The organism is Cupriavidus necator N-1 (genome assembly GCF_000219215.1).
Taxonomy (GTDB): domain Bacteria; phylum Pseudomonadota; class Gammaproteobacteria; order Burkholderiales; family Burkholderiaceae; genus Cupriavidus; species Cupriavidus necator.
Map to the genome: position 1 here is coordinate 2,695,096 of NC_015726.1, position 25,380 is coordinate 2,720,475.

At 66.6% G+C, this 25,380-nt stretch carries 24 protein-coding genes, 1 tRNA gene and 1 pseudogene; 9 read left to right on the plus strand and 17 right to left on the minus strand.

The features are described 5' to 3' along the window. The first annotated feature begins 11 nt into the window (after positions 1-11). Entirely contained in the window at positions 12-317 is a 306-nt protein-coding gene (locus CNE_RS12695; protein WP_010813618.1) for a putative signal transducing protein, read from the plus strand. Between the two features lie 30 nt (positions 318-347). Here CNE_RS12695 and CNE_RS12700 read toward each other — a convergent pair whose 3' ends face one another. Further along, positions 348-1,343: a CobD/CbiB family protein gene (locus tag CNE_RS12700; protein ID WP_013957514.1), complete on the minus strand. Its 996-nt coding sequence runs from the start codon at positions 1,341-1,343 to the stop codon at positions 348-350. Between the two features lie 179 nt (positions 1,344-1,522). Next, on the minus strand, positions 1,523-2,221 hold the full coding sequence (locus CNE_RS12705; RefSeq protein WP_013957515.1) for a pirin family protein: 699 nt from the start codon (positions 2,219-2,221) through the stop codon (positions 1,523-1,525). A 152-nt stretch (positions 2,222-2,373) separates the two neighbouring features. Between CNE_RS12705 and CNE_RS12710 the strand changes: the two genes are divergently transcribed. Both CNE_RS12710 and gluQRS read left to right on the plus strand, forming a co-directional pair. Next, positions 2,374-3,294 (plus strand): LysR family transcriptional regulator, encoded by a 921-nt coding sequence (locus tag CNE_RS12710; protein WP_018311622.1) that lies wholly within the window; start codon positions 2,374-2,376, stop codon positions 3,292-3,294. 11 nt (positions 3,295-3,305) lie between these two features. Then, positions 3,306-4,232: a tRNA glutamyl-Q(34) synthetase GluQRS gene (gene gluQRS / locus CNE_RS12715; RefSeq protein ID WP_013957517.1), complete on the plus strand. Its 927-nt coding sequence runs from the start codon at positions 3,306-3,308 to the stop codon at positions 4,230-4,232. Positions 4,233-4,293: 61 nt separating this feature from the next. Here gluQRS and CNE_RS12720 read toward each other — a convergent pair whose 3' ends face one another. Further along, on the minus strand, positions 4,294-5,796 hold the full coding sequence (locus CNE_RS12720) for a DEAD/DEAH box helicase (protein WP_176844223.1): 1,503 nt from the start codon (positions 5,794-5,796) through the stop codon (positions 4,294-4,296). Positions 5,797-6,114: 318 nt separating this feature from the next. Between CNE_RS12720 and CNE_RS41715 the strand changes: the two genes are divergently transcribed. Next, positions 6,115-6,261: a hypothetical protein gene (locus CNE_RS41715; protein WP_013957519.1), complete on the plus strand. Its 147-nt coding sequence runs from the start codon at positions 6,115-6,117 to the stop codon at positions 6,259-6,261. Positions 6,262-6,297: 36 nt separating this feature from the next. On the opposite strand, the gene CNE_RS42725 is transcribed toward CNE_RS41715, so the two are convergent. From CNE_RS42725 to CNE_RS12735, 4 genes are all read right to left on the minus strand, one after another. After that, positions 6,298-6,429 carry a hypothetical protein gene (locus tag CNE_RS42725; protein WP_256449251.1) on the minus strand — a complete coding sequence of 44 codons (132 nt, stop codon included), beginning with the start codon at positions 6,427-6,429 and terminating at the stop codon, positions 6,298-6,300. Between the two features lie 83 nt (positions 6,430-6,512). Beyond that, positions 6,513-8,141 (minus strand): acyl CoA:acetate/3-ketoacid CoA transferase, encoded by a 1,629-nt coding sequence (locus tag CNE_RS12725; protein ID WP_013957520.1) that lies wholly within the window; start codon positions 8,139-8,141, stop codon positions 6,513-6,515. 604 nt (positions 8,142-8,745) lie between these two features. Continuing rightward, on the minus strand, positions 8,746-9,099 hold the full coding sequence (locus CNE_RS12730; protein WP_013957521.1) for a DUF1428 domain-containing protein: 354 nt from the start codon (positions 9,097-9,099) through the stop codon (positions 8,746-8,748). An 85-nt stretch (positions 9,100-9,184) separates the two neighbouring features. Further along, positions 9,185-9,436, minus strand: a complete 252-nt coding sequence (locus CNE_RS12735; protein WP_013957523.1) for a hypothetical protein — start codon at positions 9,434-9,436, stop codon at positions 9,185-9,187. A gap of 18 nt (positions 9,437-9,454) precedes the next feature. Here CNE_RS12735 and CNE_RS12740 point away from each other — a divergent pair. Then, a pseudogene (locus tag CNE_RS12740) lies at positions 9,455-10,204 on the plus strand (phospholipase domain-containing protein); the annotation flags it as partial. A gap of 62 nt (positions 10,205-10,266) precedes the next feature. Here the strand turns inward: CNE_RS12740 and CNE_RS12745 are convergent. Both CNE_RS12745 and rpoD read right to left on the minus strand, forming a co-directional pair. Beyond that, positions 10,267-10,345, minus strand: a tRNA-Ile gene (locus CNE_RS12745). A 10-nt stretch (positions 10,346-10,355) separates the two neighbouring features. Then, positions 10,356-12,632 carry an RNA polymerase sigma factor RpoD gene (rpoD, locus tag CNE_RS12750; RefSeq protein ID WP_041228047.1) on the minus strand — a complete coding sequence of 759 codons (2,277 nt, stop codon included), beginning with the start codon at positions 12,630-12,632 and terminating at the stop codon, positions 10,356-10,358. Positions 12,633-12,651: 19 nt separating this feature from the next. Between rpoD and CNE_RS42095 the strand changes: the two genes are divergently transcribed. Next, positions 12,652-13,017, plus strand: a complete 366-nt coding sequence (locus CNE_RS42095) for a hypothetical protein (RefSeq protein ID WP_035815784.1) — start codon at positions 12,652-12,654, stop codon at positions 13,015-13,017. A gap of 95 nt (positions 13,018-13,112) precedes the next feature. Here CNE_RS42095 and dnaG read toward each other — a convergent pair whose 3' ends face one another. From dnaG to CNE_RS12775, 4 genes are all read right to left on the minus strand, one after another. Continuing rightward, entirely contained in the window at positions 13,113-14,924 is a 1,812-nt protein-coding gene (dnaG, locus tag CNE_RS12760) for a DNA primase (RefSeq protein WP_013957525.1), read from the minus strand. A gap of 201 nt (positions 14,925-15,125) precedes the next feature. Beyond that, positions 15,126-15,575: a GatB/YqeY domain-containing protein gene (locus CNE_RS12765; RefSeq protein ID WP_013957526.1), complete on the minus strand. Its 450-nt coding sequence runs from the start codon at positions 15,573-15,575 to the stop codon at positions 15,126-15,128. A 127-nt stretch (positions 15,576-15,702) separates the two neighbouring features. Beyond that, entirely contained in the window at positions 15,703-15,915 is a 213-nt protein-coding gene (rpsU, locus tag CNE_RS12770) for a 30S ribosomal protein S21 (RefSeq protein WP_013957527.1), read from the minus strand. 137 nt (positions 15,916-16,052) lie between these two features. Then, the gene (locus CNE_RS12775) at positions 16,053-17,318 is read right to left on the minus strand and encodes a BaiN/RdsA family NAD(P)/FAD-dependent oxidoreductase (protein WP_013957528.1); all 1,266 of its coding nucleotides are present in this window, start codon (positions 17,316-17,318) and stop codon (positions 16,053-16,055) included. 157 nt (positions 17,319-17,475) lie between these two features. Here CNE_RS12775 and tsaD point away from each other — a divergent pair, with 157 nt between their 5' ends. Next, on the plus strand, positions 17,476-18,510 hold the full coding sequence (gene tsaD, locus CNE_RS12780) for a tRNA (adenosine(37)-N6)-threonylcarbamoyltransferase complex transferase subunit TsaD (protein WP_013957529.1): 1,035 nt from the start codon (positions 17,476-17,478) through the stop codon (positions 18,508-18,510). A gap of 72 nt (positions 18,511-18,582) precedes the next feature. Here tsaD and folE2 read toward each other — a convergent pair whose 3' ends face one another. The 4 genes from folE2 to CNE_RS12800 all read right to left on the minus strand — a co-directional run bounded on the left by folE2 (position 18,583) and on the right by CNE_RS12800 (position 22,741). Beyond that, entirely contained in the window at positions 18,583-19,386 is an 804-nt protein-coding gene (gene folE2, locus CNE_RS12785) for a GTP cyclohydrolase FolE2 (RefSeq protein WP_013957530.1), read from the minus strand. A 217-nt stretch (positions 19,387-19,603) separates the two neighbouring features. Then, positions 19,604-21,520: a 1-deoxy-D-xylulose-5-phosphate synthase gene (dxs, locus tag CNE_RS12790; RefSeq protein ID WP_013957531.1), complete on the minus strand. Its 1,917-nt coding sequence runs from the start codon at positions 21,518-21,520 to the stop codon at positions 19,604-19,606. 25 nt (positions 21,521-21,545) lie between these two features. Further along, entirely contained in the window at positions 21,546-22,430 is an 885-nt protein-coding gene (locus CNE_RS12795) for a polyprenyl synthetase family protein (protein WP_013957532.1), read from the minus strand. After that, a complete protein-coding gene (locus tag CNE_RS12800) occupies positions 22,427-22,741 on the minus strand; it encodes an exodeoxyribonuclease VII small subunit (protein ID WP_013957533.1) in 315 nt (104 codons plus the stop codon). Before CNE_RS12800 ends, CNE_RS12795 begins: the two co-directional genes overlap by 4 nt. A 392-nt stretch (positions 22,742-23,133) precedes the next feature. On the opposite strand from CNE_RS12800, the gene CNE_RS12805 reads away from it, so the two are divergent. After that, complete coding sequence (locus tag CNE_RS12805; protein WP_013957534.1) at positions 23,134-24,237, plus strand: aromatic ring-hydroxylating oxygenase subunit alpha; 1,104 nt, start codon at positions 23,134-23,136, stop codon at positions 24,235-24,237. A gap of 207 nt (positions 24,238-24,444) precedes the next feature. Then, positions 24,445-25,368, plus strand: a complete 924-nt coding sequence (locus CNE_RS12810; RefSeq protein WP_013957535.1) for a DMT family transporter — start codon at positions 24,445-24,447, stop codon at positions 25,366-25,368. The last annotated feature ends 12 nt before the right edge of the window (positions 25,369-25,380 follow it).

The following is a 25,380-nucleotide window of genomic DNA, read 5'->3' on the forward strand; positions in this document are numbered from 1 at the left end:
GGTGCGCTGCCATGAAACTGCTGCTGTCCGCCACTTCCCTCGTCCATGCGGCCCATTGCCGGAACGTCCTGCGGGCGGCCGGCATCCGGGCGGAATTGCGCAATACCTGGCTGGCCGGCGCGACCGGCGAGATCCCGTTCCGGGAGAGTGCGCCACAGGTGTGGCTGGTCGATGACGAGATGGAAGCGCAGGCGTGGGCCGTGCTCAATGCCGCCGCCAACCCGGCGCCGGGGCCCAGCTGGCAATGCCGCCACTGCCTGGAATGGCACGAGGCCCAGTTCGGCGCCTGCTGGCGCTGCGGCGCGGCCCGCGACTAGCGCGCCGACCCACCGTTTTTTAAACGCCCCTCAGCCGACCCAGAGCGCCAGCGACAGCATCGCGAGCAGCAGCATCCACAGCACCACCGCGCGCCATACCAGGCCCACGGCCGACTGCAGCGTGCGCACGCCGGGCTCGGTGCCGAATTCGGGCGGCACCGGTTCCGGGCCGCCGTTGTCCTCTTCCATGCCGGGCGCGTAGTCCACGGCCGGGCCGGCCACGCTGGTGCGCAGCACCACGGTGGAATCGTCCTCGGCCAGCGGCGTGCCCAGGCGCACGCCCAGCGCCCCGCCCCCGCTGGCAAGCAGGATGCCGTTGACGGCATCGTTCCACTTGCGCGCATGGTTGCGCCAGGCGTAGACCGCATCCTCGAAGTTGCCGACGATGGCAAAGCCGATCGCCGTCAGCCGCGACGGCACCCAGTCCAGCAAATAAAAGGCGCGCGCCGCAAAGCGGCCCAGCGCGGGGCTGCGCTCGGCCGAGGGCTGGTTCCAGTGGCGGCTCAGGTATTCGGCGGTGCGGTACAGCACCACCCCGCCGGGGCCGACCGGCACCAGGAACCAGAAGAACACGCCGAACACATGCCGGTGCACGGCGACGATTGCCGCTTCCAGCGTGTGCCGCACGATCTCGGAAACCGGCATCTCGACGGTGTCCAGGCCGGTCCACTCGTGCAGCAGCGTGCGCGCGGTATGGACGTCGTCGCGGTTCAGGGCCTCGTGGATGTCGGTGAAGAAGTGGCTGAACTGGCGAAAGCCCAACGTCATGTACAGCACCAGCACATTCCAGGCGAGCGTCAGCGCCACGCTGATCGAGGCCAGCAGGTAGTGCACCACGATCACCGCCAGGGTCAGCGGCACGACCACGGTCAGCCAGGCCAGCGCGGCGTCGCGCGGCCGGCCGGTGTCGAAGGCGTGTTCCGCACGGTCGCCGAGTGCGCGCACGATCTCGTGGATCGGGTTGTTGCGGCCCAGGGCGCGGAATTGTTCAGCGATCAGCGCCAGGAGAATGGAAACAAAGGTCATCTTGGTACGGGGTGTTCCAAGGGCACGCCTGGCCCTTCCGGGCTTGCCGGCGATGTGCCGGCACAGGCGCAATGCATAGCGAGAAGATAGCACAGCGCTACCTGCCGAGGCCCGGCGCGCGGTGCAAAAAACAAAAGCCCGCCGGAAGGCGGGCTCTTGCATGCGGCAATGAACGATGCTCAGGGCAGGTCGAACACCAGTACTTCGGCGCCATCGCCGCCAGACAGCGCGACCTCGCCCACGGCTTCCAGCTTCGCTGCGTCGCCGGCTTCAAGCGCCTTGCCGTTGACCGTCACCCGCCCGCGCGCCACGTGGACATAGGCGCGGCGGCCCGGCGCCAGCGCCAGCGTGGCCGCCTCGTCGCCATCGAACAGGCCGGCGTACAGGCGCACGTCCTGGTGCACCACCACCGAGCCCTCGGCGCCGTCGGCGCTGGCCACCAGGCGCAGCCTGCCGCGTTTGTCGGCTGCGTCGAAATGCTTTTCCTCGTAGCCGGGGTCGGTACCGGTCTCGGCCGGCATGATCCAGATCTGCAGAAAGTGGGTGGTGTCATTCGCGGCGTGGTTGTACTCCGAATGACGCACGCCGGTGCCGGCGCTCATGCGCTGCACATCGCCAGGACGGATCACGCTGCCGTTGCCCATGCTGTCCTTGTGGGCCAGTTCACCCTCCAGCACGTAGCTGATGATTTCCATGTCGCGGTGGCCGTGGGTGCCAAAGCCCATACCCGGCGCGACGCGGTCCTCGTTGATCACGCGCAGTGGCCCGAACTGCACATACTTCGGGTCATAGTAGTCGGCGAACGAGAACGAATGAAAAGACTTCAGCCAGCCATGATCGGCGTAACCACGCTCTGCAGACTTTCTGATTTCAATCATTTTGATGGCCCTCCTTGAGCCTGTTTGCCCGCGAGCACTGGCTTGATACCGTGTCGCGGCATACGTTTTCGCTTTTGATGCTAGGAAGTTTAGGGCTTGAGGCGTATATTTACGGGGATCATCTTAGAAGCAGTCATTCAGAATTTCTGAACATGGCCCTCTCACTAGAATCCCTCGAAGTCCTGGACGCCATTGAACGCAAGGGCAGCTTTGCAGCCGCCGCCCACGAGATGGGCAAGGTCCCTTCCGCGCTGACCTACGTGGTGCGCAAGCTGGAAGAAGACCTGGACGTGCTGCTGTTTGACCGACGCCGCCACCGTGCCGAGCTGACGCCGGCCGGCCGCGCCCTGCTCGATGAGGGCCGCCACCTGCTCCATGCCGCCGATGACCTGGCACGGCGCGTCAAGCGCCTGGCCACCGGCTGGGAGGCCACCCTCACCATCGTGGTCGACGACCTGATCAACTTCCGCGCGCTGCTGCCGGTGATCCACGACTTCTATGCCGAGAACACCGCCACCCGGCTGCGCTTTTCCAAGGAAGTGCTGGGCGGCGCCTGGGATGCGCTGGTCAGCAACCGCGCCGACCTGGTGATCGGCGGCGCCTACGATGCGCCCAGCACGCAGGGCTTCCAGATCCGGCCGCTGGGCTCGATGCCGTTCGTGTTTGCGGTGGCGGCGCACCATCCGCTAGCCACCGAGGAAGGCCCGCTCACCACCATCCAGATCGCCAGGCACCGCATCGTCGCGGTGGGCGACACCTCGCGCAACCTGCCGGCACGCACCCACGGCGTCCTGGCCGGCCAGGACGTACTGGTGGTGCCCACCATGCGCGACAAGCTGGAAGCGCAGATCCGCGGGCTGGGCTGCGGCTGGCTGCCGGCGCCGATGGCGCAACCCCATATCGAAAGCGGCGTGCTGCAGGCGCGCGAGACCGTCGAGGTGCGCGCGCCCGGCAACTTCAAGGTAGCCTGGCGCACCAGCAACCGCGGCAAGGCGCTGCAGTGGTGGGCCAGCAAGCTGGAAGACCCGCGCCTGGCGCAGGCGCTGCTGCAGCAACCCGACTTCGCCGGCTGAGGGCAGGCCTCATGGTAGTGACGGCAGTACCGACGGTTGCCGGGGCAGCCGGCTATCGCGGCCGCTTCGCCCCCTCGCCCACCGGGCCACTGCATATGGGCTCGCTGGTCACCGCGCTGGCCAGCTGGCTGGATGCGCGGGCGCACGGCGGCCAGTGGCTGGTGCGCATCGAGGACATCGACATGCCGCGCTGCGTGCGCGGCGCGGACGACGACATCCTGCTCACACTGGAACGCCTGGGCATGACGCCGGACGAGCCGCCGGTATGGCAGAGCCGGCGTGAACCGTTCTATGCCGATGCGCTGCGCCGCCTAGACGCCGCCGGGCAACTCTACCCCTGCGGCTGTTCGCGCAAGGAGATCGCCGATTCGCTGGTGCACGTGCGCGAGCGGCACCAGACCCTGGGCTATCCCGGCACTTGCCGCCACGGCCTGAACGGCAAGCTGCCGCGCGCCTGGCGCGTGCGCGTGCCGGACGGCCCAGCCGCCACCCTGTGCTTCGACGACCGCTGGCAGGGCCGCCAGTGCCAGGACCTGGAAACCGAACTGGGCGACTTCGTGCTGCGCCGCGCGGACGGGCTGTGGGCGTATCAACTGGCGGTAGTGGTGGATGACGGCCTGCAGGGCATCACGCATATCGTGCGCGGCGCCGACCTGCTCGACTCCACGCCGCGCCAGATCCACCTGCAGCACCTGCTGGGCCTGCCCACGCCGGCCTACCTGCACGTGCCGGTGGTGGCCAACCAGACCGGCGAGAAGCTGAGCAAGCAAAGCGGTGCGCAGGCAATCGACACCACCGCACCGCTGGACGCGCTGCGCGAAGCCGGCACCCACCTGGGGTTGTCGAACCACGCGGAGAGTGTGAACGACTGGCTTGCGCGTGCCACCGACGGGTGGCGCCAACTGCTGGCCAGGCTGCCGCAGCCCCTGCGCGGCTAGCGTCCCTCAAAAAGCAAATGGCCCGCGCAAGCGGGCCATTTTCAGCTACGGCAGGATCAGATCAGGACTTGCGCGGCACGCCACCCAGCAGGGCAGCCACCGGCCGCTTGGGCGCCTGGCGGCCACGGCTCAGCGCAGCGGCCACTTCATCGGCCGCCTTGGCCTGGGCGACACTGGCGGCGCTGGGCTCGTACGGGCGCGAGAAGAACGGATCATCCGAGGCACGGAACACCTGGCGGTTGGCGCTGTGCTCGTGGCGGCGCGGACGCTCTTCGCCCTCGCCGTTGCCGCGCGCGCGGCGCACGTCACTACGCTCGCGGCGGCGCTCGGTGTCGCCCTGGCGGGCGCGCTCGCCGGTCGGGTCGAAGCCTTCCAGCTTGCCGCGCGGGATGCTGCGCTTGATCAGCTTCTCGATATCTGACAGCAAGCGCTCGTCATTGCCCGGCACGTAGATCGACAGCGCATCGCCGCTGGCGCCGGCACGGCCGGTACGGCCGATGCGGTGCACATAGTCTTCGGCGCTGTACGGCACGTCGAAATTAACCACGCACGGCATGTCGGGGATATCGAGCCCGCGCGCGGCCACGTCGGTGGCGACCAGCGCGTCGATGGTGCCGCTCTTGAAGCCTTCCAGCGTCTGCATGCGCTCGGTCTGGGTCTTGTCGCCGTGGATGGCGGCGGCGTTGATGCCCTCGCGCTCCAGGTGGCGCGCCAAGCGCGAGCAGCCGATCTTGCTGTTGACGAAGACGATGCACTGGCGCGACAGCCCCTGCTCGGCGCGCTGCTTGAGCAGGTGCACGACCGCTGCCTGCTTGTGGCCGTCTTCGACCAGGTACACCATCTGGCGCACGTTCTCGTTGGTCGAGTTGCTGCGCGCCACTTCAATGGTGACCGGGTGCTTCAGGTAGCTGGAGGCCAGCCGCTTGATTTCCGGCGAGAACGTGGCCGAGAACAGCAGCGTCTGGCGATGCGCCGGCAGCAGGTTGATGATGCGCTGCAGGTCCGGCAGGAAGCCCATGTCGAGCATGCGGTCGGCTTCGTCCAGCACCAGCATCTGCACCTGCGACAGGTTGACCGACTTCTGCTGCACGTGGTCCAGCAGGCGGCCGGGCGTGGCAACGAGGATTTCCACGCCGCGGCGCAGCGCATCGGTCTGCGGGTTCATGTCCACGCCGCCAAACACCACGGTACTGCGCAGGTCGGTGTGCTTGGCGTAGCGCGCGACGTTGTCGTAGACCTGGTCGGCCAGCTCGCGTGTGGGCGTCAGCATCAGCGCGCGCACCGGGTGGCGTGCCGGCGAGGCGCTAGCATTGGCCAGCGGCAGCAGGCGCTGGATGATCGGCAGCGCGAAGCCCGCGGTCTTGCCGGTGCCGGTCTGCGCGGCGCCCATCATGTCCTTGCCTATCAGCACGACCGGGATGGCCTGTGCCTGGATCGGGGTGGGCGTGGTGTAGCCCTGCTCGGACAAGGCGCGCAGGATGCGCGCGTCCAGGCCGAAGCTGTCGAATGTCTGCACGGCGGTCTGCCCCGCGGTAGTGGCTTCTGGTGCGTTCGTAGTGGTCATGGGTATCGGTGTCTGGCGGGAGGCGAACCCGGCACAAACGGATACGCGTCTGGAACTCATCTCGCCCTGACTCTCGCCTGGCGCCGGGAGGGTTCCGGCACGGCCATGCTGGCTGCAGCATTTGGCCAAGAGAATCAAAGACTTAGATTTTAGCACCTCTGCCAGCACAGTGGGCATTCTGGCAGCGCCGTGCGCCTGGCGCGACAGTAGGCGGCGCAGGCTGGCGGGATTTCAAGAAACTGTCATATCCGCCACGCAAGATGCCGGCGGCGCGGTGGCCACGGCCGGACCGCGCACCCCCATCTCACCGAGACCTACATGGACTTCGAGCTTTTCCGCCAGACCTGCCAGCAGTTCCTGCGCACCTCCAGCCAGTTCCTTGGCCTGGCCGCGGCCGCCTGCCAGCCGGCACTGCAATTGCCGGCCCTGCCGGCCAGCCAGCCCCAAGGGCAGCAGCCCGCCTGAACTTCAGCGGGGCCACCGAAGCGGCATCCGAATCACTCAGTCGCCGCGGATGCCGTTGTCCTGGATCACCTTGCCCCACTTGCTGTAGTCGGCCTTCATGCGCGCGGCCAGCTGCTCGGGCGGCATATAAGCGGCCACCGTGCCGGCGCCCAGTATTTTCTGCTGCACGGCCGGATCGGCCAGCGCCTACTTCAGCTCGGCCGACAGCGTGGCCACCACCTCCCTGGGCGTGCCGGCCGCAAATGACAGGATTACAGGTGCAGGGGCCCGGCCTGGAACAGGCGCGCATCCATTTCGCGCAGGTCCGGCGCCACGGCCACGGGCGTTGCGCACTGGTCCAGCACATCGCGCTGCAGGTCCACGCCCGGGGCGATCTCGACCAGCGTGAGGCGGGCTTCTCCGCCTGCGCCAGCGCGCATCTCGAACACCGCGCGCTCGGTGATGTACAGCACCGGGATGCCGAGCGACGCCACATAGGGCCCGTTGAAGCTCAGGTGCGACACCTCCGGCACGATCTTCTTCACGCGGCCTTCGCGCACGATCTGCAGGCGGCCTTCGCCGGCGCGGACTTCCAGCCCGCCCGCCGTAAGCGTGCCCATGAACACCACCGCGCGCGCGCTCTGCGTGATGTTGATAAAGCCGCCGACGCCGGCAATCGATGCGCCCTCGCCTTCGCCGAACTTGCTGACGTTGACGTTGCCGTGGCCATCCAGCTCGGCCAGGCCGAGGATGGCCAGGTCGATGCCGCCGCCCTCGTAGAAATCGAACTGCGCGGGCTGGTCCACCACCGCCTCCGGGTAGGCCGAGGCACCGAAACTGAGGCCATCCGCGGGCGTGCCGCCGATGGGGCCGGCCTCGACGGTCAGCGTGAAGCCGTCCAGCCCGGCCTGGTGCGCCAGCATGCCGACCGCTGCCGGCATGCCCACGCCCAGGTTGACCACGCGCGGCGCACGGCGCGCCAGCTCCATCACCGCACGGCGCTGCACGATGGTGCGCGCGTCGAGCGGGCCGGCAGCCACCGGCGTCGCTTCCGCTTCGACCACTGCTGCCTCGCCCTGCCACGGCGTCACGTAGGCCGGGTTGTAGGACTCGGCAAACGTCATCTGATGGTTGGCGGGGTTGTCGCAGACCACCACGTAATCGACCAGGATGCCGGGCACGTGGATGGCCTGCAGGATCTCATGGTGGTCGACCAGGCTTTCCACCTGCGCGATCACGATGCCGCCCGAGTTATGGGCCGCCTGCGCCATCGCGAGCAGCTCATGGTGGAAGGCTTCGCGATGCGTGCTGAGGTTGCCGCGGGTGTCGGCAGCGGTGCAGCGGATCAGCGCGCAGTGGATCGGGAAGCTCGGGTAGAACAGGTATTCTTCGCCGCGGAAGTCGACCGCATCGACCCAGCATGCCTTGCCCCCGGCAATGGCCTGGCGCGCGCGCTCGTTGACGGCGCCGCCGTGGTAGCGCGCATCCTGCGCGGTGCGCGGGTCGACGAAGGTGTGCAGGCCGATCTTGGTCATCACGCCGGGCTTGCCGCCGGCGATGGCGCGGTACAGGTGCGTCAGCACGCCCTGCGGCAGGTTGTAGCCCTCGCACTGCTCCGCCATGGCCAGCGTGGCCAGCCGCGTGGCCGAGCGCCAGTGGCCGCCGACGATGCTGGCGGTCATGCCGGCATTGCCGAAGTGGTTCACGCCGCGCGCGCCGCGGTCGCCCTGCCCCGCCGAATACACCAGCGTCAGGTCGCGCGGCAGCCCGCTCTGCAGGAAGCGCTGTTCCAGCGCCTCGGTCACGGCCTCGGCATGGCCGGCGCCGACAAAGCCCGCGCTGGCCACGGTCCAGCCGTCCTGCACGAGTGCCGCCGCTTCGCGTGCGGTGATCACCTTCATCGCTGTCTCCGGTTTCGTTATGCCGTCCCGCTTCGGTGGCGAGACGTTTTTCGGTGCATTTCGTTTTTACGAAGCCGCCGTCGGCCCCCATGTAGAAAAGCCCCGCGTGCCGGGGAGGCAGCGGGGCTCAAATGGTAGCGGGGCAATCTGCTCGATCACCCGCGCCTTGATCTTGGCGCATCGCGCTACGGCGGGCATCCCCCAAATGTGGGCCATTGCCATGCCGCGTTGCCGGCAGGCCGCAAACGCGCCCTGCAAAGCCTGTCAATCATGGCCCTGTCACATTCCTGAAGGAATCCGGGTTTTCGCCGAGCGGGTTTTCGCCAGCTTCCGGCCAGCGGGCGAATGCGGTCTACTGGACTCACATCGACGGCTTGGCACCGCAAACGCCGGATCGCCGCAGCCGATGGTGCCTCAGAACAAGTCCAATGACCGGGAGACAGACCATGGTGACGAAGAAAGAAGACGCTTTCGTACTGAAGAACCTTCTCGCCCTCGCAGCAGTGGAAACCCTGGGCGGCGCGATTGCCCTGGGCATGGTCTTCCACCTGATCTGATCTGGCTTGCCTGCGCGCCGGCGCTGCCACGCCGGCGCCCTGCCCGCTCACTCGTCGACAATCACCTCGAAGCCGCCAAAGATCATCCGCTGGCCGTCGAACGGCATCGGATCCATGCCTTCCTTCAGGCGCGGGTCTGCCATCGCCGCCTTCATGCCGGTGTCGCGCTTCTCCCGTGACGGCCACAGGATCCACGCGAACACCACCGCTTCATCCTCCTTGCGCTGCACCGCCATGGTAAAGGACGTGACCTTGCCTTCCGGCACATCGTCACCCCAGCATTCCACCACCTTCAGCGCGCCGTGCTCCTTGAACACTGCGGCTGCCTTCTGCGCCACCTGGCGATAGGTCTCGCGAGTGGCCTGGGGAACGGCCAGTACGAATCCGTCGATATAGGACATGGGCTTCACTCCTGGTCAGATTGAATCGGGCGAATCGGATCAAACGCGCGATTGCGTCTGACTACCATAGTCCATCGCCACGCCCTCAGCGGGTGGTCCGCTGCCCACGCCGGTCGACCTCGAACACCATGTTTTCCCGGAAGCGCTGCCGCAGCCACTGCTCGGCCCGGCCCTGCGGCCGGCCCGACTTCGCCCAGATCAGGTCGACGCTGACCAGCCAGTCCGTGTACGGATAGGCCACCAGGTCCAGTTCCACCAGTTCGCCGCGCTCCAGCGCCTCTCGCCGATGGCCAGGCAGTTGCCGGCGGTCTCGGCCATGCGAGGCCGAGCTCGGCATTGCTTTCGCGCAGCCGCGACGCCCAACTCGGAAGCCCTGCCCACGCTGGGCGGCCGCACCACGCGCAGCGACGCCGACCAGCTGCGCAAGGCCCAGCAGGCCCTGCCCGCGGTACCGCTGCCGGTCGACATGCAATTGCCGCTGCAGGCCACCGGCACGCGCCCGTCACGCGCGCTGCCGTATGAGCTGCATACCAGCGCGCGCTGCAGCGCCGTGGGGCAGGTCGAACTGGTGTTCGCCAACACCGGCACGCAAGCCGCGGTGTTCCACGTCTACGACCGCTACCAGCTGGGACGCATTCCGCGCCGTTATGTCGTGGAAGCCGGCAAGTCCCTGACCGATACCTGGAACGTGTTCCAGGACAACGCCGGGCAATACGACCTGTGGGTGCTGGGCCCCAACGGCTTTCACCGCCATTTCCGCGGCGATACCAACCGCATCGGCGATACCGGCATCGCACCGGAGATCCGCGTCTGCTACGACATTGCCAATGGCGATGTCTACGTCGACCTGATCAACGCCGGCCGCAGGGCCTGCCACTTCAACATCCAGGCGCTCGCGTACCGAACCGATGGCCCGTGGCCGGTCACCGTCGGCGCCAACGGCGACAAATCCGTGTATTGGTCGCTGGAGGAAAGCGGGCAGTGGTATGACTTTGCGGTGACGTGCGACAGCGACCCGGCCTTCTATCGACGCTTTGCGGGACGGGTGGAGACCGGCAGGCATACGGTGAGCGATCCGGCGATGGGGTTGGTGACGCAGGATTGAGCGGTAGTTCAAAGGTAAAAAAAAAGGGACTGCAGGTATCAACCTGCAGTCCCTTTTCACATTGGTGGGCCTCCCGTGAGTCGAACACGGCACCAACGGATTATGAGTCCGCTGCTCTAACCAGGCATGAGCTAGAGGCCCTTGGAAGCGTTTAGTTGCCTTCCAGGAAGCTCTTCAGCTTGTCCGAGCGGCTCGGGTGGCGCAGCTTGCGCAGTGCCTTGGCCTCGATCTGGCGGATCCGTTCACGCGTGACGTCGAACTGCTTGCCGACCTCTTCCAGCGTGTGGTCGGTGCTCATTTCGATGCCGAAGCGCATGCGCAGCACCTTGGCTTCGCGCGGCGTGAGCGAGTCCAGCACGTCCTTGACGACGTCGCGCATGGAACCGTGCAGCGCCGCTTCGGCCGGGGCCAGCGTGTTGGTGTCCTCGATGAAGTCGCCCAGATGGGAGTCGTCGTCGTCACCGATCGGCGTTTCCATGGAGATCGGCTCTTTGGCGATCTTCATGATCTTGCGGATCTTGTCTTCCGGCATCTCCATCTTCTCGGCCAGCGTTGCCGGATCCGGCTCATTGCCGGTTTCCTGCAGGATCTGGCGCGAGATGCGGTTCATCTTGTTGATCGTCTCGATCATGTGCACCGGGATGCGGATGGTGCGTGCCTGGTCGGCGATCGAGCGCGTGATGGCCTGGCGGATCCACCACGTGGCGTAGGTCGAGAACTTGTAGCCGCGGCGGTATTCGAACTTGTCCACCGCCTTCATCAGGCCGATGTTGCCTTCCTGGATCAGGTCGAGGAACTGCAGGCCGCGGTTGGTGTACTTCTTGGCGATCGAGATCACCAGGCGCAGGTTGGCCTCGGTCATCTCGCGCTTGGCTTCGCGGGCACGACGCTCACCTTCGGCCATCTTGCGGTTGACGCCCTTCAGTTCCTTCAGCGGCAGCACCACGCGCGACTGCAGGTCGATCAGCTTCTGCTGCAGCTCATGCACGGCCGGCACATTGCGCTCGACGATGGTGCTGTAGGGCTTGCCGTCGGCGACGATGGTGTGGACCCACTCGAGGTTGGTCTCGTTGCCCGGGAAGCGGGCGACGAACTCCGCGCGCGGCATGCCGCACTTGTCCACGATGGTGTTCAGGATGGCACGCTCGAGCTTGCGCACTTCGTCCACCTGGCCGCGCAGCGTGTCGCACAGGCGCTCGACATTGCGGGCGGTGAAGCGGATCCCCATCAGCTCGGCCTGGATGGCTTCCTGCGCCTTGACGTAGGGCTTGGAGTTGTAGCCTTCCTTCTCGAACGCGCGGCGCATCTTGTCGAACTGCTCGGCGATCACGCGGAATTTCTCCAGCGCGTTCTGCTTCAGCTCTTCCAGCTGGCGCGCGGAGGCACCGGCACCGGCGCCGCCTTCATCGTCCTCATCCTCGTCGGCGTCTTCCTCGTCGTCGGACTCGAGGTCCTCTTCAGCGGCAGGCGCAGCGGCGGCGGCCGGAGACTCGGCCACTTCCTCGGCGTTCGGGTCGATCAGGCCGTCGACGAATTCGTCGATCTTGATCTCGTCGTTGGCCACGCGCTCGGCATGGGCCAGGATCTCGGAGATGGTGACCGGGCAAGCCGAAATCGCCATCACCATGTCCTTCAGGCCGGCCTCGATGCGCTTGGCGATCTCGATTTCGCCTTCACGCGTGAGCAACTCGACCGTGCCCATTTCGCGCATATACATGCGCACCGGGTCGGTGGTGCGGCCGAACTCGGAGTCCACCGTGGACAGGGCCGCTTCGGCCTCTTCCTCGGCTTCTTCCTCGCTGGTGGCGGACGGGGCATTGTCGTTGAGCAGCAGCGTCTCGGCATCCGGCGCCTGTTCGTAGACAGCGATGCCGATGTCGTTCAGCGTGGCGACCAGCGTGTCGATCGTTTCCGAATCGACCATGTCGTCCGGCAGGTGATCGTTGATTTCCGCGTAGGTCAGGTAGCCGCGCGACTTGCCCAGCTTGATCAGCGCCTTGAGCTTCTGACGGCGCAGTTCAAGCTCTTCCTCGGTGCCCTGCTGCGTCGAGGCGAACTCCTTGAGCAGGGCCTTTTCCTTGGCCTTGCGGTCCTTGGCCTTCTGCTTTTCGGTCTTCGGCGCCGCGGCTGGGGTTGCCGCCGGGCGCGCATCGTTCTCGTAAAACTCTTCAGTCACGTCGTCTGTTGTGCTGTCGTCGTGCTGCATCTCGGCCTTGGGCTTGCGGCCACGCTTTTTCGGCTCCGGCTTGATTGCCGGCGCAGCGGGACGCTCGGATGCAACGGATGCAGGTGTCGCGGCACGCGCCTTGGTTGCCGTAGTGGTGGTGCCGGCCTTGGCTTCCCCACTCTTGACGCCGGCGGCTGCCGCTCGCTTGCTCTCGACTTCGGTATTCTGCTGTTTCGCCACGGTGATACTCTTACCTTTCACTGGTGCAGATGCGGCGACCTTGCCGCTCGTACTGGCGCTCTTGCCGCTCTCGCGTGCCGAAGTCGAGGCCTTTGTCTTTTCGGATGTGCGAGTCCTGGTGGGAGTCGTCACGGCGGGCGCTTGCGCGCTACGCACGGACTTTGATGGCGCAGACCGGGCTGGTGTCTTGACTGACGCGGTCGATGTCTTCGCCGCCGTTGTTTTCACAGACGCCTTGCCGCTCCCTGATTGGGGAGCTTTAGAGGTAACCCTTTCGGTTGCTTTGGCCTTTGCCATTGGCACGCTCACTTTCACCAGAACTGGAGAGAAAGATTTCGCAATCCAAACCGGCTATTGTAGCACGCCACGCATAGCCGGCTCCCTGTCAGGTGAGGTTTTCACCTGAAAAATCAAGGCTTAAGCTCGGCAGGGCCGGGCCCAGTCCCTTATCCAACGCTTGCTGCTGTCTCCTGGTTGATGACCAGGGCACCCGCAGGCACCTCAGCCAAGTTGGCGCCGCCGGTGGATTTCCCCCACCAGCCAGCGCATGCGCTGCTTGGCCGCTTCATCGGCCGTGCCCGCCACCACCTCCGCCTGCAGGCCGTCGAGTTCGCGCCGCAGCGGCTCGGCCAGCAGCTTGGTAATGGCCGCATCGAAATCCTGTATTGCGGGTGCTTCTTCGATCTCTTCTCGCAGCACCGCGGTACGTGCCACGGCATACACCTCGGCATAGGGCGACTGGGCCAGGTGCTCGCTGAAGGCCGCAAAATTGACCTCGCCCTGCACGCTGTCGCACGCCTCCACCAGGTGCGCCAGCACTTCACTGTCGCCGCTCTCGCCGCCCAGCAGCAGCGCGCGCGCATCCTCGTCAAGCCTTGCCGACAGCGCCGGATAGCACATCAGCAGCTGGATCACCCGCTGTTCCAGCCCGGTCGGGGCCTGGCGGCGGGTGCGCGGGCGCGGCTGGGCGAAGCGGCCGACGCGGGCCGGGTCGCTGCGCAGGCCGCAGATGGCTTCGATCTCCGCGGGTGTCGTCCCCGTGGCATCGGCAAGTTCGCGCACAATCTGTAGTCTCAGGCCGCCGGCGGGCATGGCCTGCAGCAGCGGCTTGGCCTCGTACTGGGCCCGGGCGCGGCCCTCCGGCTGGCGCAGGTCCAGCTCCTCGGTGACCGACTGCAGCAGGAAGCGCGACAGCGGCATGGCATTGCGCACCTGGTTGGCAAAGGCCTCGGTGCCCTCTTCGCGCACATAGCTGTCCGGATCGTGCTCGGACGGCAGGAACAGGAAGCGGATGGTCTTGTTGTCCGCCACGTGCGGCAAGCAGGCCTCCAGCGCGCGCCGGGCCGCGCGGCGCCCGGCAGAGTCGCCGTCGAACGAAAACACCACGGCGTCGGTCTGGCGCAGCAGCTTCTGCACATGCACAGGGGTGCACGCCGTGCCCAGGGTGGCAACGGCATTGGCAAAACCGAGCTGGGCCAGCGCCACGACGTCCATATAACCTTCGACCACCAGCACGTAGCCAGTTTCCCGGATCGCGTGACGGGCCTCGAACAACCCGTACAACTCCGTGCCCTTGCTGAACAGCGGGGTCTCGGGCGAGTTCAGGTACTTGGGCTCGCCCTGCCCCATCACGCGGCCGCCGAAGCCGATCACGGCCCCTTTGGTGTTGCGGATAGGGAACATGATGCGGTCGCGGAAGCGGTCGTAGCGGCGCGGCTTGCCGTCCGCATCGCGCTTCTCGCTTTCGATCAGCAGGCCGCACTCGACCAGCGGCGCCGACACGTTGTCATCACGATAGCTGCCGAACACGGCCTCAAGGCCCTGCCAGTCATCCGGCGCATAGCCCAGGCCGAAGTTCGCGGCGATCTCGCCGGTGAGGCCGCGGCCCTTCAGGTACTGGATCGCCTGCGGCGCGCCGCGCAGCTGGCGGCGGTAGAAATCGGTGGCGCGGGTCATTGCGTCGGACAGCGCCACCGAACGGGCCTGCTGTTCCGCGCGCTGCCCGGGCGGCAGCCGGTCGCGCTCTTCCGGCACGCTCATACCAACCGACTGGGCCAGTTCGCGCACCGCTTCCGGATAGGACTGGCCGGAAAATTCCATCAGAAAGCCGATGGCCGAGCCGTGGGCGCCACATCCGAAGCAGTGGTAGAACTGCTTAGTCGGCGACACCGTGAATGACGGTGATTTCTCGTTATGGAAGGGGCACAGCCCCATGAAGTTGGCGCCGCCCTTCTTCAGCTGCACATACTTGCCCACCACATCGACAATGTCGACACGGTTGAGCAGGTCCTGAATAAAGGATTGCGGAATCACCCGACTGACCGTCCTGAGGCATGGCCGTCCCGCGGCGGGCGGCTTCTTTTAGGAATGCGTGACCGGTGCGGCGCCCGGCTGCTATCGGAATATTGTAGTGCAGCGTGATAAGGCCGCCCGGACTGCGTAACATCTCCGTGCAACTGCACCGAACCACGCGGATCCGGTGCTTATCCTGCTCGCAACCGATTAAATCAGTATTTACTTTGCTGCGAGTGCAGCCTTGACCAGGGCCGATACGGCGGTCATGTCGGCACGGCCAGCCAGCTTGCCCTTGAGCACGCCCATGACCTTGCCCATGTCCTGCGGACCGGCGGCGCCAGTGGCGGCAACGGCCTGCTGGACTTCGGCGGCGACCTCCTCGTCCGACAGCGCGGCGGGCATGTAGGCCTTCAGCACCTCGACTTCCGCCGACTCCTTGTCTGCCAGGTCATTGCGGCCCGCTTGCTGGAACTGCGAGATCGAATCCTTGCGCTGCTTGATCAGTTTCTCGACCACGGCAAGCACGGCGGTATCGTCCAGCTCCACGCGCTCATCGACTTCGCGCTGCTTGATGGCGGCCAGCAACAGGCGGATGGTGCCGAGGCGCTCCGTTTCGCGGGCGCGCATGGCGGCCTTCATGTCTTCGCTGATACGGGCTTTGAGGGACATCGTGATCTTCCAGAAAGTGGGTGGACACTCACAGGTGGCGGCGGCGACCGCCCGCTGCAAGGCCCAGAACGCAAAAACCCGCCGAAGCGTATGCCACAGCGGGTCGGATGCAAGCGGGAGCGCCGGGTCAGTACAGCTTCTTCGGCAGCATCTGGCTGCGGATGCGCTTGTAATGGCGCTTTTCCGCGGCTGCCTTCTTGCGCTTGCGCGCGGCGGTGGGCTTTTCGTAAAACTCGCGCGCCCGCAGTTCCGGGAGCAGCCCGTTCTTCTCTATGGTGCGCTTGAAACGGCGCATGGCAACTTCAAAAGGCTCGTTTTCCTTGAGATGGATCGTGGTCATTTGGCCAGAAAATAAAGAATTTTCGGGATAAGCGGCTCTACGAAGTTCTGGATTGTAGCATCAACAATCCAACGGGGAAGTGGCGTGCAGCGGACACTTAGCGAGTGCCGCTTACTACCCTTCCAGCTATCACCAGACTATCCTTGGGCTACCGATTGCCCTGCCGAAGCAGTGCGCGATGCCTCTGCCGCGGCCTGCCCCGCCGCCACTGCGGAGGCCCAGGCCCACTGGAAGTTGTAGCCACCCAGCCAGCCGGTCACGTCCACCACCTCGCCGATGAAATACAGGCCCGGCACCTCGCGGGCCATCATGGTGGTGGATGACAGCGCCCGCGTGTCGACCCCGCCCAGCGTGACCTCGGCCTTGCGGTAGCCCTCGGTGCCAGACGGCACGATGCGCCAGCCGTTGAGCGTGGCGCCCAGCTTGCGCAGGGCCTTGTCGGTCACATCATGCAGCGGCATGGCTGCATCCACGCCCGAGGCCGCGCACCAGGCATCGGCCAGCCGCGCCGGCAGCCGTTGCGCCAGCAGGTTGCCCAGGTGCTTGCGGCTGCCGGCCTTTTGCTCCAGCAGCCAGGCGGCGGCATCCTCGCCATCAAACAGGTCGATGGCGATCGGCGTGCCGGGGCGCCAGTAGCTGGAGATCTGCAGCACGGCGGGGCCGGACAGGCCACGGTGCGTCCACAGCAGGTCTTCGCGGAAGGCCCCGGCCGCCTTGCCGTTGCCGGTGGCGACATCCACTTCCAGCGACACGCCGGCCAGCGGCGCGAACGGCGCCCAGTCCTTGCCATCGAAGGTCAGCGGTACCAGCGCCGGCCGGGTTTCGACGATGCCCAGCCCGAACTGCCGCGCGATGCGGTAGCCAAAGTCGGTGGCGCCGATCTTGGGGATCGACAGCCCGCCGGTGGCCACCACCAGCGCCCCGGCCCGCACCGTGCCGGTGGCGGTGAGCAACAGGAAATCGTCGCCCTCGCGCCGGATCTCGGCCACGGTGCAGCCGGTCTGCCAGCGCACATGGCCGGTGTCGCATTCGGCGCGCAGCATGGCGATCACGTCTTCGGCGCTGTCGTTGCAGAACAGCTGGCCGCGATGCTTCTCGTGCCAGTCGATGCCGTAGCGGCGCATCAGGCCAAGGAAATCCTGCGGCGTGTAGCGCGCCAGCGCAGAGCGGCAGAAGTGCGGATTGGACGACAGGTAGTTGGCGGGCCCGGCCTGCAGGTTGGTGAAATTGCAGCGCCCGCCGCCCGAAATGCGGATCTTCTCGGCCAGCTTGGTGGCATGGTCGATCAGCACCACGCGCGCGCCGTTCTGGCCGGCCACGGCGGCACACATCATGCCGGCCGCGCCCGCACCCAGCACGGCCACGTCATACCGGCCCGTCCGGGCCGATGTTGCCCCGCTCATCGCACGCCTCGCGCATCCATGTGTATTGCCACCGCCAGAGAAAGGGCAGATTGTAGCGAAAAGCACGCCGCGCGCCGCTGTGCTACCCTGCGCGCTTCCTGCAACCTGTTGTTTCGACAGCCGTTTCCCTGACCGGAGACGGCCCTATGCGCTTCCCATGCTTGTCCTCGGCATCGAATCCTCCTGCGACGAAACCGGCCTCGCCCTCTATGACACCGGGACCGGCCTGCTCGCGCATGCGCTGCACTCGCAGATCGCCATGCACCGCGACTACGGCGGCGTGGTGCCGGAACTGGCGTCGCGCGACCATATCCGCCGCGTGCTGCCGCTGCTGGAGCAGGTGCTGGCCGATGCCGGCCGCACCCGCCAGGACATCGACGCCATCGCCTTCACCCAGGGCCCCGGCCTGGCCGGCGCACTGCTGGTGGGCGCCTCGGTGGCCAATGCCCTGGGCTTCGCGCTGAACGTGCCGATGGTGGGCGTGCATCACCTGGAAGGCCACCTGCTGTCGCCGCTGCTGACGCGCGAGCCGCCGCCCTTCCCGTTCGTGGCGCTGCTGGTGTCGGGCGGGCATACGCAACTGATGGAAGTGCGCGGCATCGGCGACTACACGCTGTTGGGCGAAACCCTGGACGACGCCGCCGGCGAAGCTTTCGACAAGACCGCCAAGCTGCTGGGGCTGGGCTATCCGGGCGGCCCGGAAGTGTCGCGGCTGGCCGAATTCGGCATCCCCGGCGCCTTTGCGCTGCCGCGGCCGATGCTGCATTCGGGCAACCTGGATTTCTCCTTCGCCGGGCTGAAGACCGCGGTGCTGACGCAAACCCGCAAGCTCGCCAACACCTGCGAACAGGACCGCGCCAACCTGGCGCGCGCCTTTGTCGATGCCATTGTCGACGTGCTGGCCGCCAAGTCGATGGCGGCGCTCAAGCAGACCGGGCACAAGCGGCTGGTGGTGGCGGGAGGCGTGGGTGCCAACCGGCAGTTGCGCGAGCGGCTGGACCAGATGGGCAAGCAGCGCAAGATCGACGTGTATTACCCGGACCTGGCGTTCTGCACCGACAACGGCGCGATGATCGCGTTTGCCGGCGCGATGCGGCTGCAGGCCGCGCCCGAACTGGCGCGGCACGAGTATGGCTACGGCGTGACGCCGCGCTGGGACCTGGCGGATATCCGCCTGCCTTCGGCGGCCTGAACCGGACCAAAAAAAGAGCCACCGCATGCGGCACCGCATGCGGTGGCTCTTTCCATTGCAGCGACAACGCGGTCAGTCGACGCGCTTGTCCCGCTCGATCACGGCATACGCGCTGTGGTTGTGGATCGACTCAAAGTTCTCCGCCTCCAGCACATACGCCACGATGCGGTCATCCGCATTCAGCCGCATGGCGATATCGCGCACCAGGTCCTCGACGAACTTGGGATTTTCATAGGCGCGCTCGGTGACGAACTTCTCGTCGGGGCGCTTGAGCAGGCCCCACAGCTCGCACGAGGCCTCTTCCTCGGCCATGCGGACCAGCGCTTCCACCGGCAGCTCGCCGGCCAGCTCCACGTCCATGGTGATATGCGAACGCTGGTTGTGCGCGCCGTACTGCGAGATCTTCTTCGAGCACGGGCACAGGCTGGTCACCGGCACCAGCGCCTTCAGGAACACGCGCGTGGCGCCGTTGCGCACTTCGCCGGTCAGCGTGACCTCGTAGTCCAGCAGCGACTCCACGCCCGACACCGGCGCGATCTTGCTGATGAAGTACGGGAAGGTGACCTCGATGCGGCCAGCCTCGGCCTCCAGCTTCTCCAGCATCTTGTCCAGCATCAGCCGGAAGCTGGCCAGCTCCAGCGGTGCGCGCTCTTCTTCCAGCAGCGCGACGAAGCGCGACATATGCGTGCCCTTCTGGTCCGCCGGCAGGTGCACGTCGAGATTGAAGGTGCCCACGGTCGGCACGATGCCGGTCGGGGTCTTCAGGGTCACGGGGTAACGCACGCCCTTGACGCCGACACGCTGGATGGGGATCTGGCGGGTGTCGGGGCTCGACTGGACGTCGGGCATGATGAAGGCGGGGTTGATGTCATTCATCTACGGTTTCCTCCAGGGTCGCGCCCAAGTGGGGCGGCACGAGCCCTTACGGTCGCGGCATTTTCGCAGTCCATCCATGCCGCGCAACGAGTGTGAAACCACGGGATCCGGCAAATGGCACGCCGGCCCGCAGCTGCGAACACAAAAAAGGGGAGTTTAAGGGAATTCGGACGCACTCGTGGTGCGAGGGCCGAATCCCCTTCGGGACAGCAGGTGATCAGGCCACGCGCGAGGCGACCGTGACCTTGGGCTGGTCCAGCCCGAAGCGCTCGCGCACCGAGCGCTCGATGCCGGTCGCGTCCAGGCCGCATTGCTGCAGCAGGTAGGCCGGGTCGCCGTGGTCGACGAAGCGGTCGGGCAGGCCCAGCGTCAGCACCGGCTTGTCGATGCCGGCCTCGGCCAGCGCTTCGAGCACAGCGCTGCCGGCGCCGCCCATCACGCTGCCCTCTTCCACCGTCACCAGGTAGTCGTTCTCCGCGGCCAGGCGCTTGACCAGTTCCACGTCGAGCGGCTTGACGAAGCGCATGTCGGCGACCGCGGCGTCCAGTGCCTCGGCGGCACCCAGGGCCGGGTGCACCATCGAGCCGAACGCCAGGAAGCCCACGCGATGCCCCGCGCGCGCACCGCCCTCGCGGCGCATCACGCCCTTGCCGACCGGCACGGTGGTGAGCTCGGCGGCAATGGCGGCGCCCGGGCCGGAGCCGCGCGGATAGCGCACGGCGCTCGGGCAGGTCTGGTGGAATGCCGTGGTCAGCAGCTGACGGCATTCGTTCTCGTCGGACGGCGTCATCACCATCATGTTGGGGATGCAGCGCAGGTAGGCGATATCGTAGGCGCCCGCGTGCGTGGCGCCGTCGGCGCCGACCAGGCCGGCGCGGTCCAGCGCGAACACCACCGGCAGGTTCTGCAGCGCCACGTCGTGGATCAGCTGGTCATAGCCGCGCTGCAGGAAGGTCGAGTAGATCGCCACCACCGGCTTCAGGCCTTCGCAGGCCAGGCCACCGGCAAAGGTCACGGCGTGCTGCTCGGCGATGCCCACGTCGTAGTAGCGGTCCGGGAAGCGCTTCTCGAACTCGACCATGCCCGAGCCCTCGCGCATCGCCGGGGTAATGCCGACCAGGCGCTTGTCGGCCGCGGCCATGTCGCACAGCCAGTCGCCGAACACCTGCGTGTAGGTCTTGCGCGCCGGCTTGGCCGCGGGGCGGATGCCCTCGGCCGGATTGAACTTGCCCGGGCCGTGGTACAGGATCGGGTCGGCCTCGGCCAGCTTGTAGCCCTGGCCCTTCTTGGTCACCACGTGCAGGAACTGCGGGCCGGCACCCTCGAGCGCGCGCTGGCGGATATTCAGTAGCGTCGGCACCAGCGAGTTCAGGTCATGGCCGTCGATCGGCCCGATGTAGTTGAAGCCGAATTCCTCGAACAGCGTGGCCGGCACCATCATGCCCTTGGCATGTTCCTCGAAGCGCTTGGCGAACTCCAGCACCGGCGGCGCCACCGACAGGACTTTCTCGATGCCCTTCTTGGTGGCCGCGTAGAACTGGCCGCTCAAGAGCCGCGCCAGGTGGCGGTTGAGCGCGCCCACCGGCGGCGAGATCGACATGTCGTTGTCGTTGAGCACCACCACCAGCGGCAGGTCCTTGTAGACGCCGGCGTTGTTCAGCGCCTCGAAAGCCATGCCTGCGGTCATGGCGCCGTCGCCGATCACCGCCACCGAGACGCGCTTCTCGCCCAGCGTGCGCGCGCCCAGCGCCATGCCCAGCGCGGCCGAGATCGAGGTCGACGAATGCGCCGTGCCGAAGGTGTCGTATTCGCTCTCGCTGCGGCGCGGGAAGCCCGAGATGCCGCCCCACTGGCGCAGCGTGCCCATGCGCTCGCGGCGCCCGGTCAGGATCTTGTGCGGATAGCTCTGGTGGCCCACGTCCCACACCAGCCGGTCGTCCGGGGTGTTGAAGACGTAGTGCAGCGCGATGGTCAGCTCTACCGTGCCCAGGTTGGACGACAGGTGGCCGCCGGTCTGTGAGACCGACTCCAGCACATAGGCGCGCAGTTCGTCCGCCAGGGTCTGGAGCTCGCGCCGGTCGAGCTTGCGCAGGTCTGCGGGGGCGTCAATCTTGTTGAGAAGTGCGTAGGTCATGATGTCCGTTCGGCCGGCTCTCTGTTTAATGTGTGCGCAGCACGATCAGGTCCGCCAGGTCCCGCAGGCGGTCCGCGCGCTCGCCAAAGCCGGCCAGCGCCTCGTGTGCCTCTGCGCGCAGCGTCCCGGCCAGTGCGCGTGCCGGGTCAAGTCCCATCAGCGATACATAGGTCGGCTTGTCATGGGCGGCGTCCTTGCCGGCGGTCTTGCCCAGCGTGGCGGTATCGGCAGTGACGTCCAGAATATCGTCAACCACCTGGAACGCCAATCCCACTGCCGCCGCATAGCGGTCCAGCTCAGCCAGTCCCTGGGCATCGATTTCACCACATAGTGCACCCATGCGCACACTGGCGCGCAACAGCGCGCCGGTTTTCATGCGGTGCATGGCCTCAAGCGCCTCGCGCGTCATGGCCCGGCCCACGTTCTGCAGGTCGATAGCCTGGCCGCCGGCCATGCCGGTCGAGCCCGACGCCAGCGCCAGTTCGGCCACGAGCCGCAGCCGCGCCGCGGGCGCGATCGCCCCGGCACCGGCCAGCACGATAAAGGCCTGGGTCTGCAGCGCGTCGCCAACCAGCAAGGCGGTGGCCTCGTCATAGGCCTTGTGCACGGTGGGCCGGCCGCGGCGCAGGTCGTCGTCATCCATGCAGGGCATGTCGTCGTGCACCAGCGAATAGGCGTGGATCATCTCCACCGCGCAGGCCGCCGCGTCGCAGGCGGCCGGGGCCGCCCCGCTGACCTCGCCGGCGGCATGCACCAGCAGCGGCCGCACGCGCTTGCCGCCGCTCAGTGCAGCATAGCGCATGGCCTCGTGCAGCGTATGCGGCACTGTGTTGCCATCGGGCAACGCTGCCTGCAGCGCGGCTTCGGTCCGGGCGCCCTGCGCCTGCATCCATTGGGCGAAGTCGGTCATTCGTCGTCCGCCCCCGACGCGCCGCCATTGCCACCGTTTGCACCGCTGCCTTCGCCGGCCAGCGGCTTGAGCACGTCGCCCTCCAGCACCTTGACCTGCTGCTCAACGCGCTCCAGCTTTTGCTGGCAGTAGCGCACCAGTTCGGCGCCCCGGCGGTAGGCCGCCAGCGATGCCTCAAGCGGCAGTTCGCCGCTCTCCATGCTGGCCACCAGGGTCTCGAGCTCGGCCATTGCCGCTTCGTAGGAAGCGGGCGGCGCCGAGGCCGCGGTGGTGTCGTCGGTCTGGACCGGAGCGGTCATCGTTTTTGGCATGTCTGGCCCTGGAAATATGGAATCCGGTCGAATCATAAGGAAACCCGGATGGGGAAGCCCGGATTTTACGCCAAAGCCGGCCCTTGCCCCATCCTTGCGGATCCGCGGGGCAACCTCCGATGAGTGCCTTTGGGGCATATGTGACTTGTGCGCTCGGGTCGTCTTTCCGAATGCGCCCGGTACGGCACCCAGATGACGACCCGGGTCGACTTTTTCGCTAAAAAGGCAAAAAAATCAGGCCCTTAACTTTTTGGCTCGGGTACAATCCCCCGTTCGCCGCCAGGGGTGCATGGGAGTCTCTCCCGACCTGGCGACTGTCTTTCCCAAATCGATTCAATTTTCGATGGTTGGGTTGTTCACTGCTTTCACCTGTTCATCTGGGAGTGGGGATAATGTCCAATCTCAGCACCGCGCTCAAGCTGGCGCCGGCTGATACGCAACTGCCCGTCGGCGTCTATTTCGACGAAGCGCTGCATCAACAAGAACTCGAACTGCTGTTCAGGAATGGCCCGGGCTATATCGGCCACGAGCTGATGGTTCCGGAAGTCGGCGACTACCACACGCTCAGGGCCGAGGACGAAGGCCGCATGCTGGTACGCAACGCCGCGGGCATCGAACTGATGTCCAACGTCTGCCGCCACCGCCAGGCCATCATGCTCAACGGCCGCGGCAATGCGCAGAACATCGTCTGCCCCCTGCACCGCTGGACCTACGACCTGAAGGGCGAGCTGCTCGGCGCGCCGCATTTCGACAAGCAACCCTGCCTGCACCTGAAGCGCTCGCCGCTGCAGAACTGGAACGGCCTGCTGTTCGACGGCAAGCGCGACGTGCGCGCCGACCTGGCCAGGCTGGGCGTGGCGCAGGACCTGAACTTCGACGGCTACATGCTGGACCACGTCGAGGTGCACGAGTGCGACTACAACTGGAAGACCTTTATCGAGGTCTATCTGGAGGACTACCACGTCGTGCCGTTCCACCCGGGGCTGGGCAGCTTCGTCTCGTGCGACGACCTCAAATGGGAGTTCGGCGAGTGGCACAGCGTGCAGACCGTGGGCCTGCATGCCGGCCTGAAGCGCCCCGGCAGCCCGACGTACCAGAAGTGGCACGACGCGGTGCTGCGCTTCAACGACGGCGTGCTGCCCAAGCACGGCGCGATCTGGCTGACCTACTACCCCAACATCATGGTGGAGTGGTACCCGAACGTGCTGGTGATCTCGACGCTGCACCCGGTCGGCCCGCGCAAGACGCGCAATGTGGTGGAGTTCTACTACCCCGAGGAAATCGCGCTGTTCGAGCGCGAGTTCGTCGAGGCCGAGCGCGCCGCCTACATGGAAACCTGCATCGAGGACGACGAGATCGCCGAGCGCATGGATGCCGGCCGGCTGGCGCTGCTCAAGCGCGGCACCAGCGAGGTCGGCCCGTACCAGTCGCCGATGGAAGACGGCATGCAGCATTTCCATGAGTGGTATCGCCGCGCCATGGCTTACGCTGGCTAGTGCGATAACCGCACAACGCACGCAGGAACGGACCGCCACGGCGGTCCGTTTTGCTTTGGGACACGAAGTGCACTGCTAGAATCATTGTCCGGTGCCGGCCGCGCATACCGCCGCGCCAGACCGCTTTCGCGACGCGAGGCCAGCCACGAAGCCCCGCGCGCGCGCCGGATGTCTCTCCTTCCCGCTTCGCTTCACCACGCCCTCGCCATGCAATCGCTCTGGATGCTGTTCGCCGCCTTCGCCTTCTCGTTGATGGGGGTTGGCGTCAAGCTGGCATCCGATCTCTACACCACCGGCGAGATCGTCTTCTACCGCGGTCTGATCAGCGTGGTCATCATGTGGGTGCTGCTGTCCTCGCGCGGGGTCCCGGTGCGCACGCCCTACATGCTGTCGCACATCAAGCGCAGCGTGTTCGGCGTGACCGCGCTGATGCTGTGGTTCACCTCGATCTCGCTGCTGCCGCTGGCCACCGCGATGACGCTGAACTACATGTCGCCGGTATGGATCGCGCTGATCCTGGGCGCCGGCGCGGCGCTGGCCGGCACCGGCGGCAATGCCGACCGGCGCCTGGTGCTGGCGATCCTGCTGTCCTTTGCCGGCGTGATCTGCCTGTTGCAGCCTTCAGTCGGCAAGGACCAGCTGACCGGCGGCCTGGTCGGACTGATCTCGGGCATGTTCACGGCGCTGGCCTATGTCGAGGTGCGCCAGCTCGGCCAGCTGGGCGAGCCCGAGGGCCGCATCGTGTTCTATTTCTCGCTGGTCGGGATGATCGCCGGACTCGCGTGGATGCTGCTGGGCGGCACCAGCCCGCACACCTGGTACGGCGCCGGCCTGCTGCTGGCCATCGGCATCCTGGCCACGCTGGGCCAGACCGCGATGACGCGCGCCTACAAGCGCGGCAACACGCTGCTGACCGCCAACCTGCAATACGCCGGCATCGTCTTCTCCAGCGTGTGGGGCATGCTGATCTGGTCTGACCGCCTGAACTGGCTGTCTTGGCTGGGCATGGGGCTGATCATCGCCAGCGGCATCGCCACCACGCTGATGCGCGCGCGCCAGGGCACCGATGCCAAGCCCACGCCGGCCACGCCGGTCAAGTCGCCGGAGGCGGAAGTCCATCCCGAGGTGTAGCATCTCCTAAGC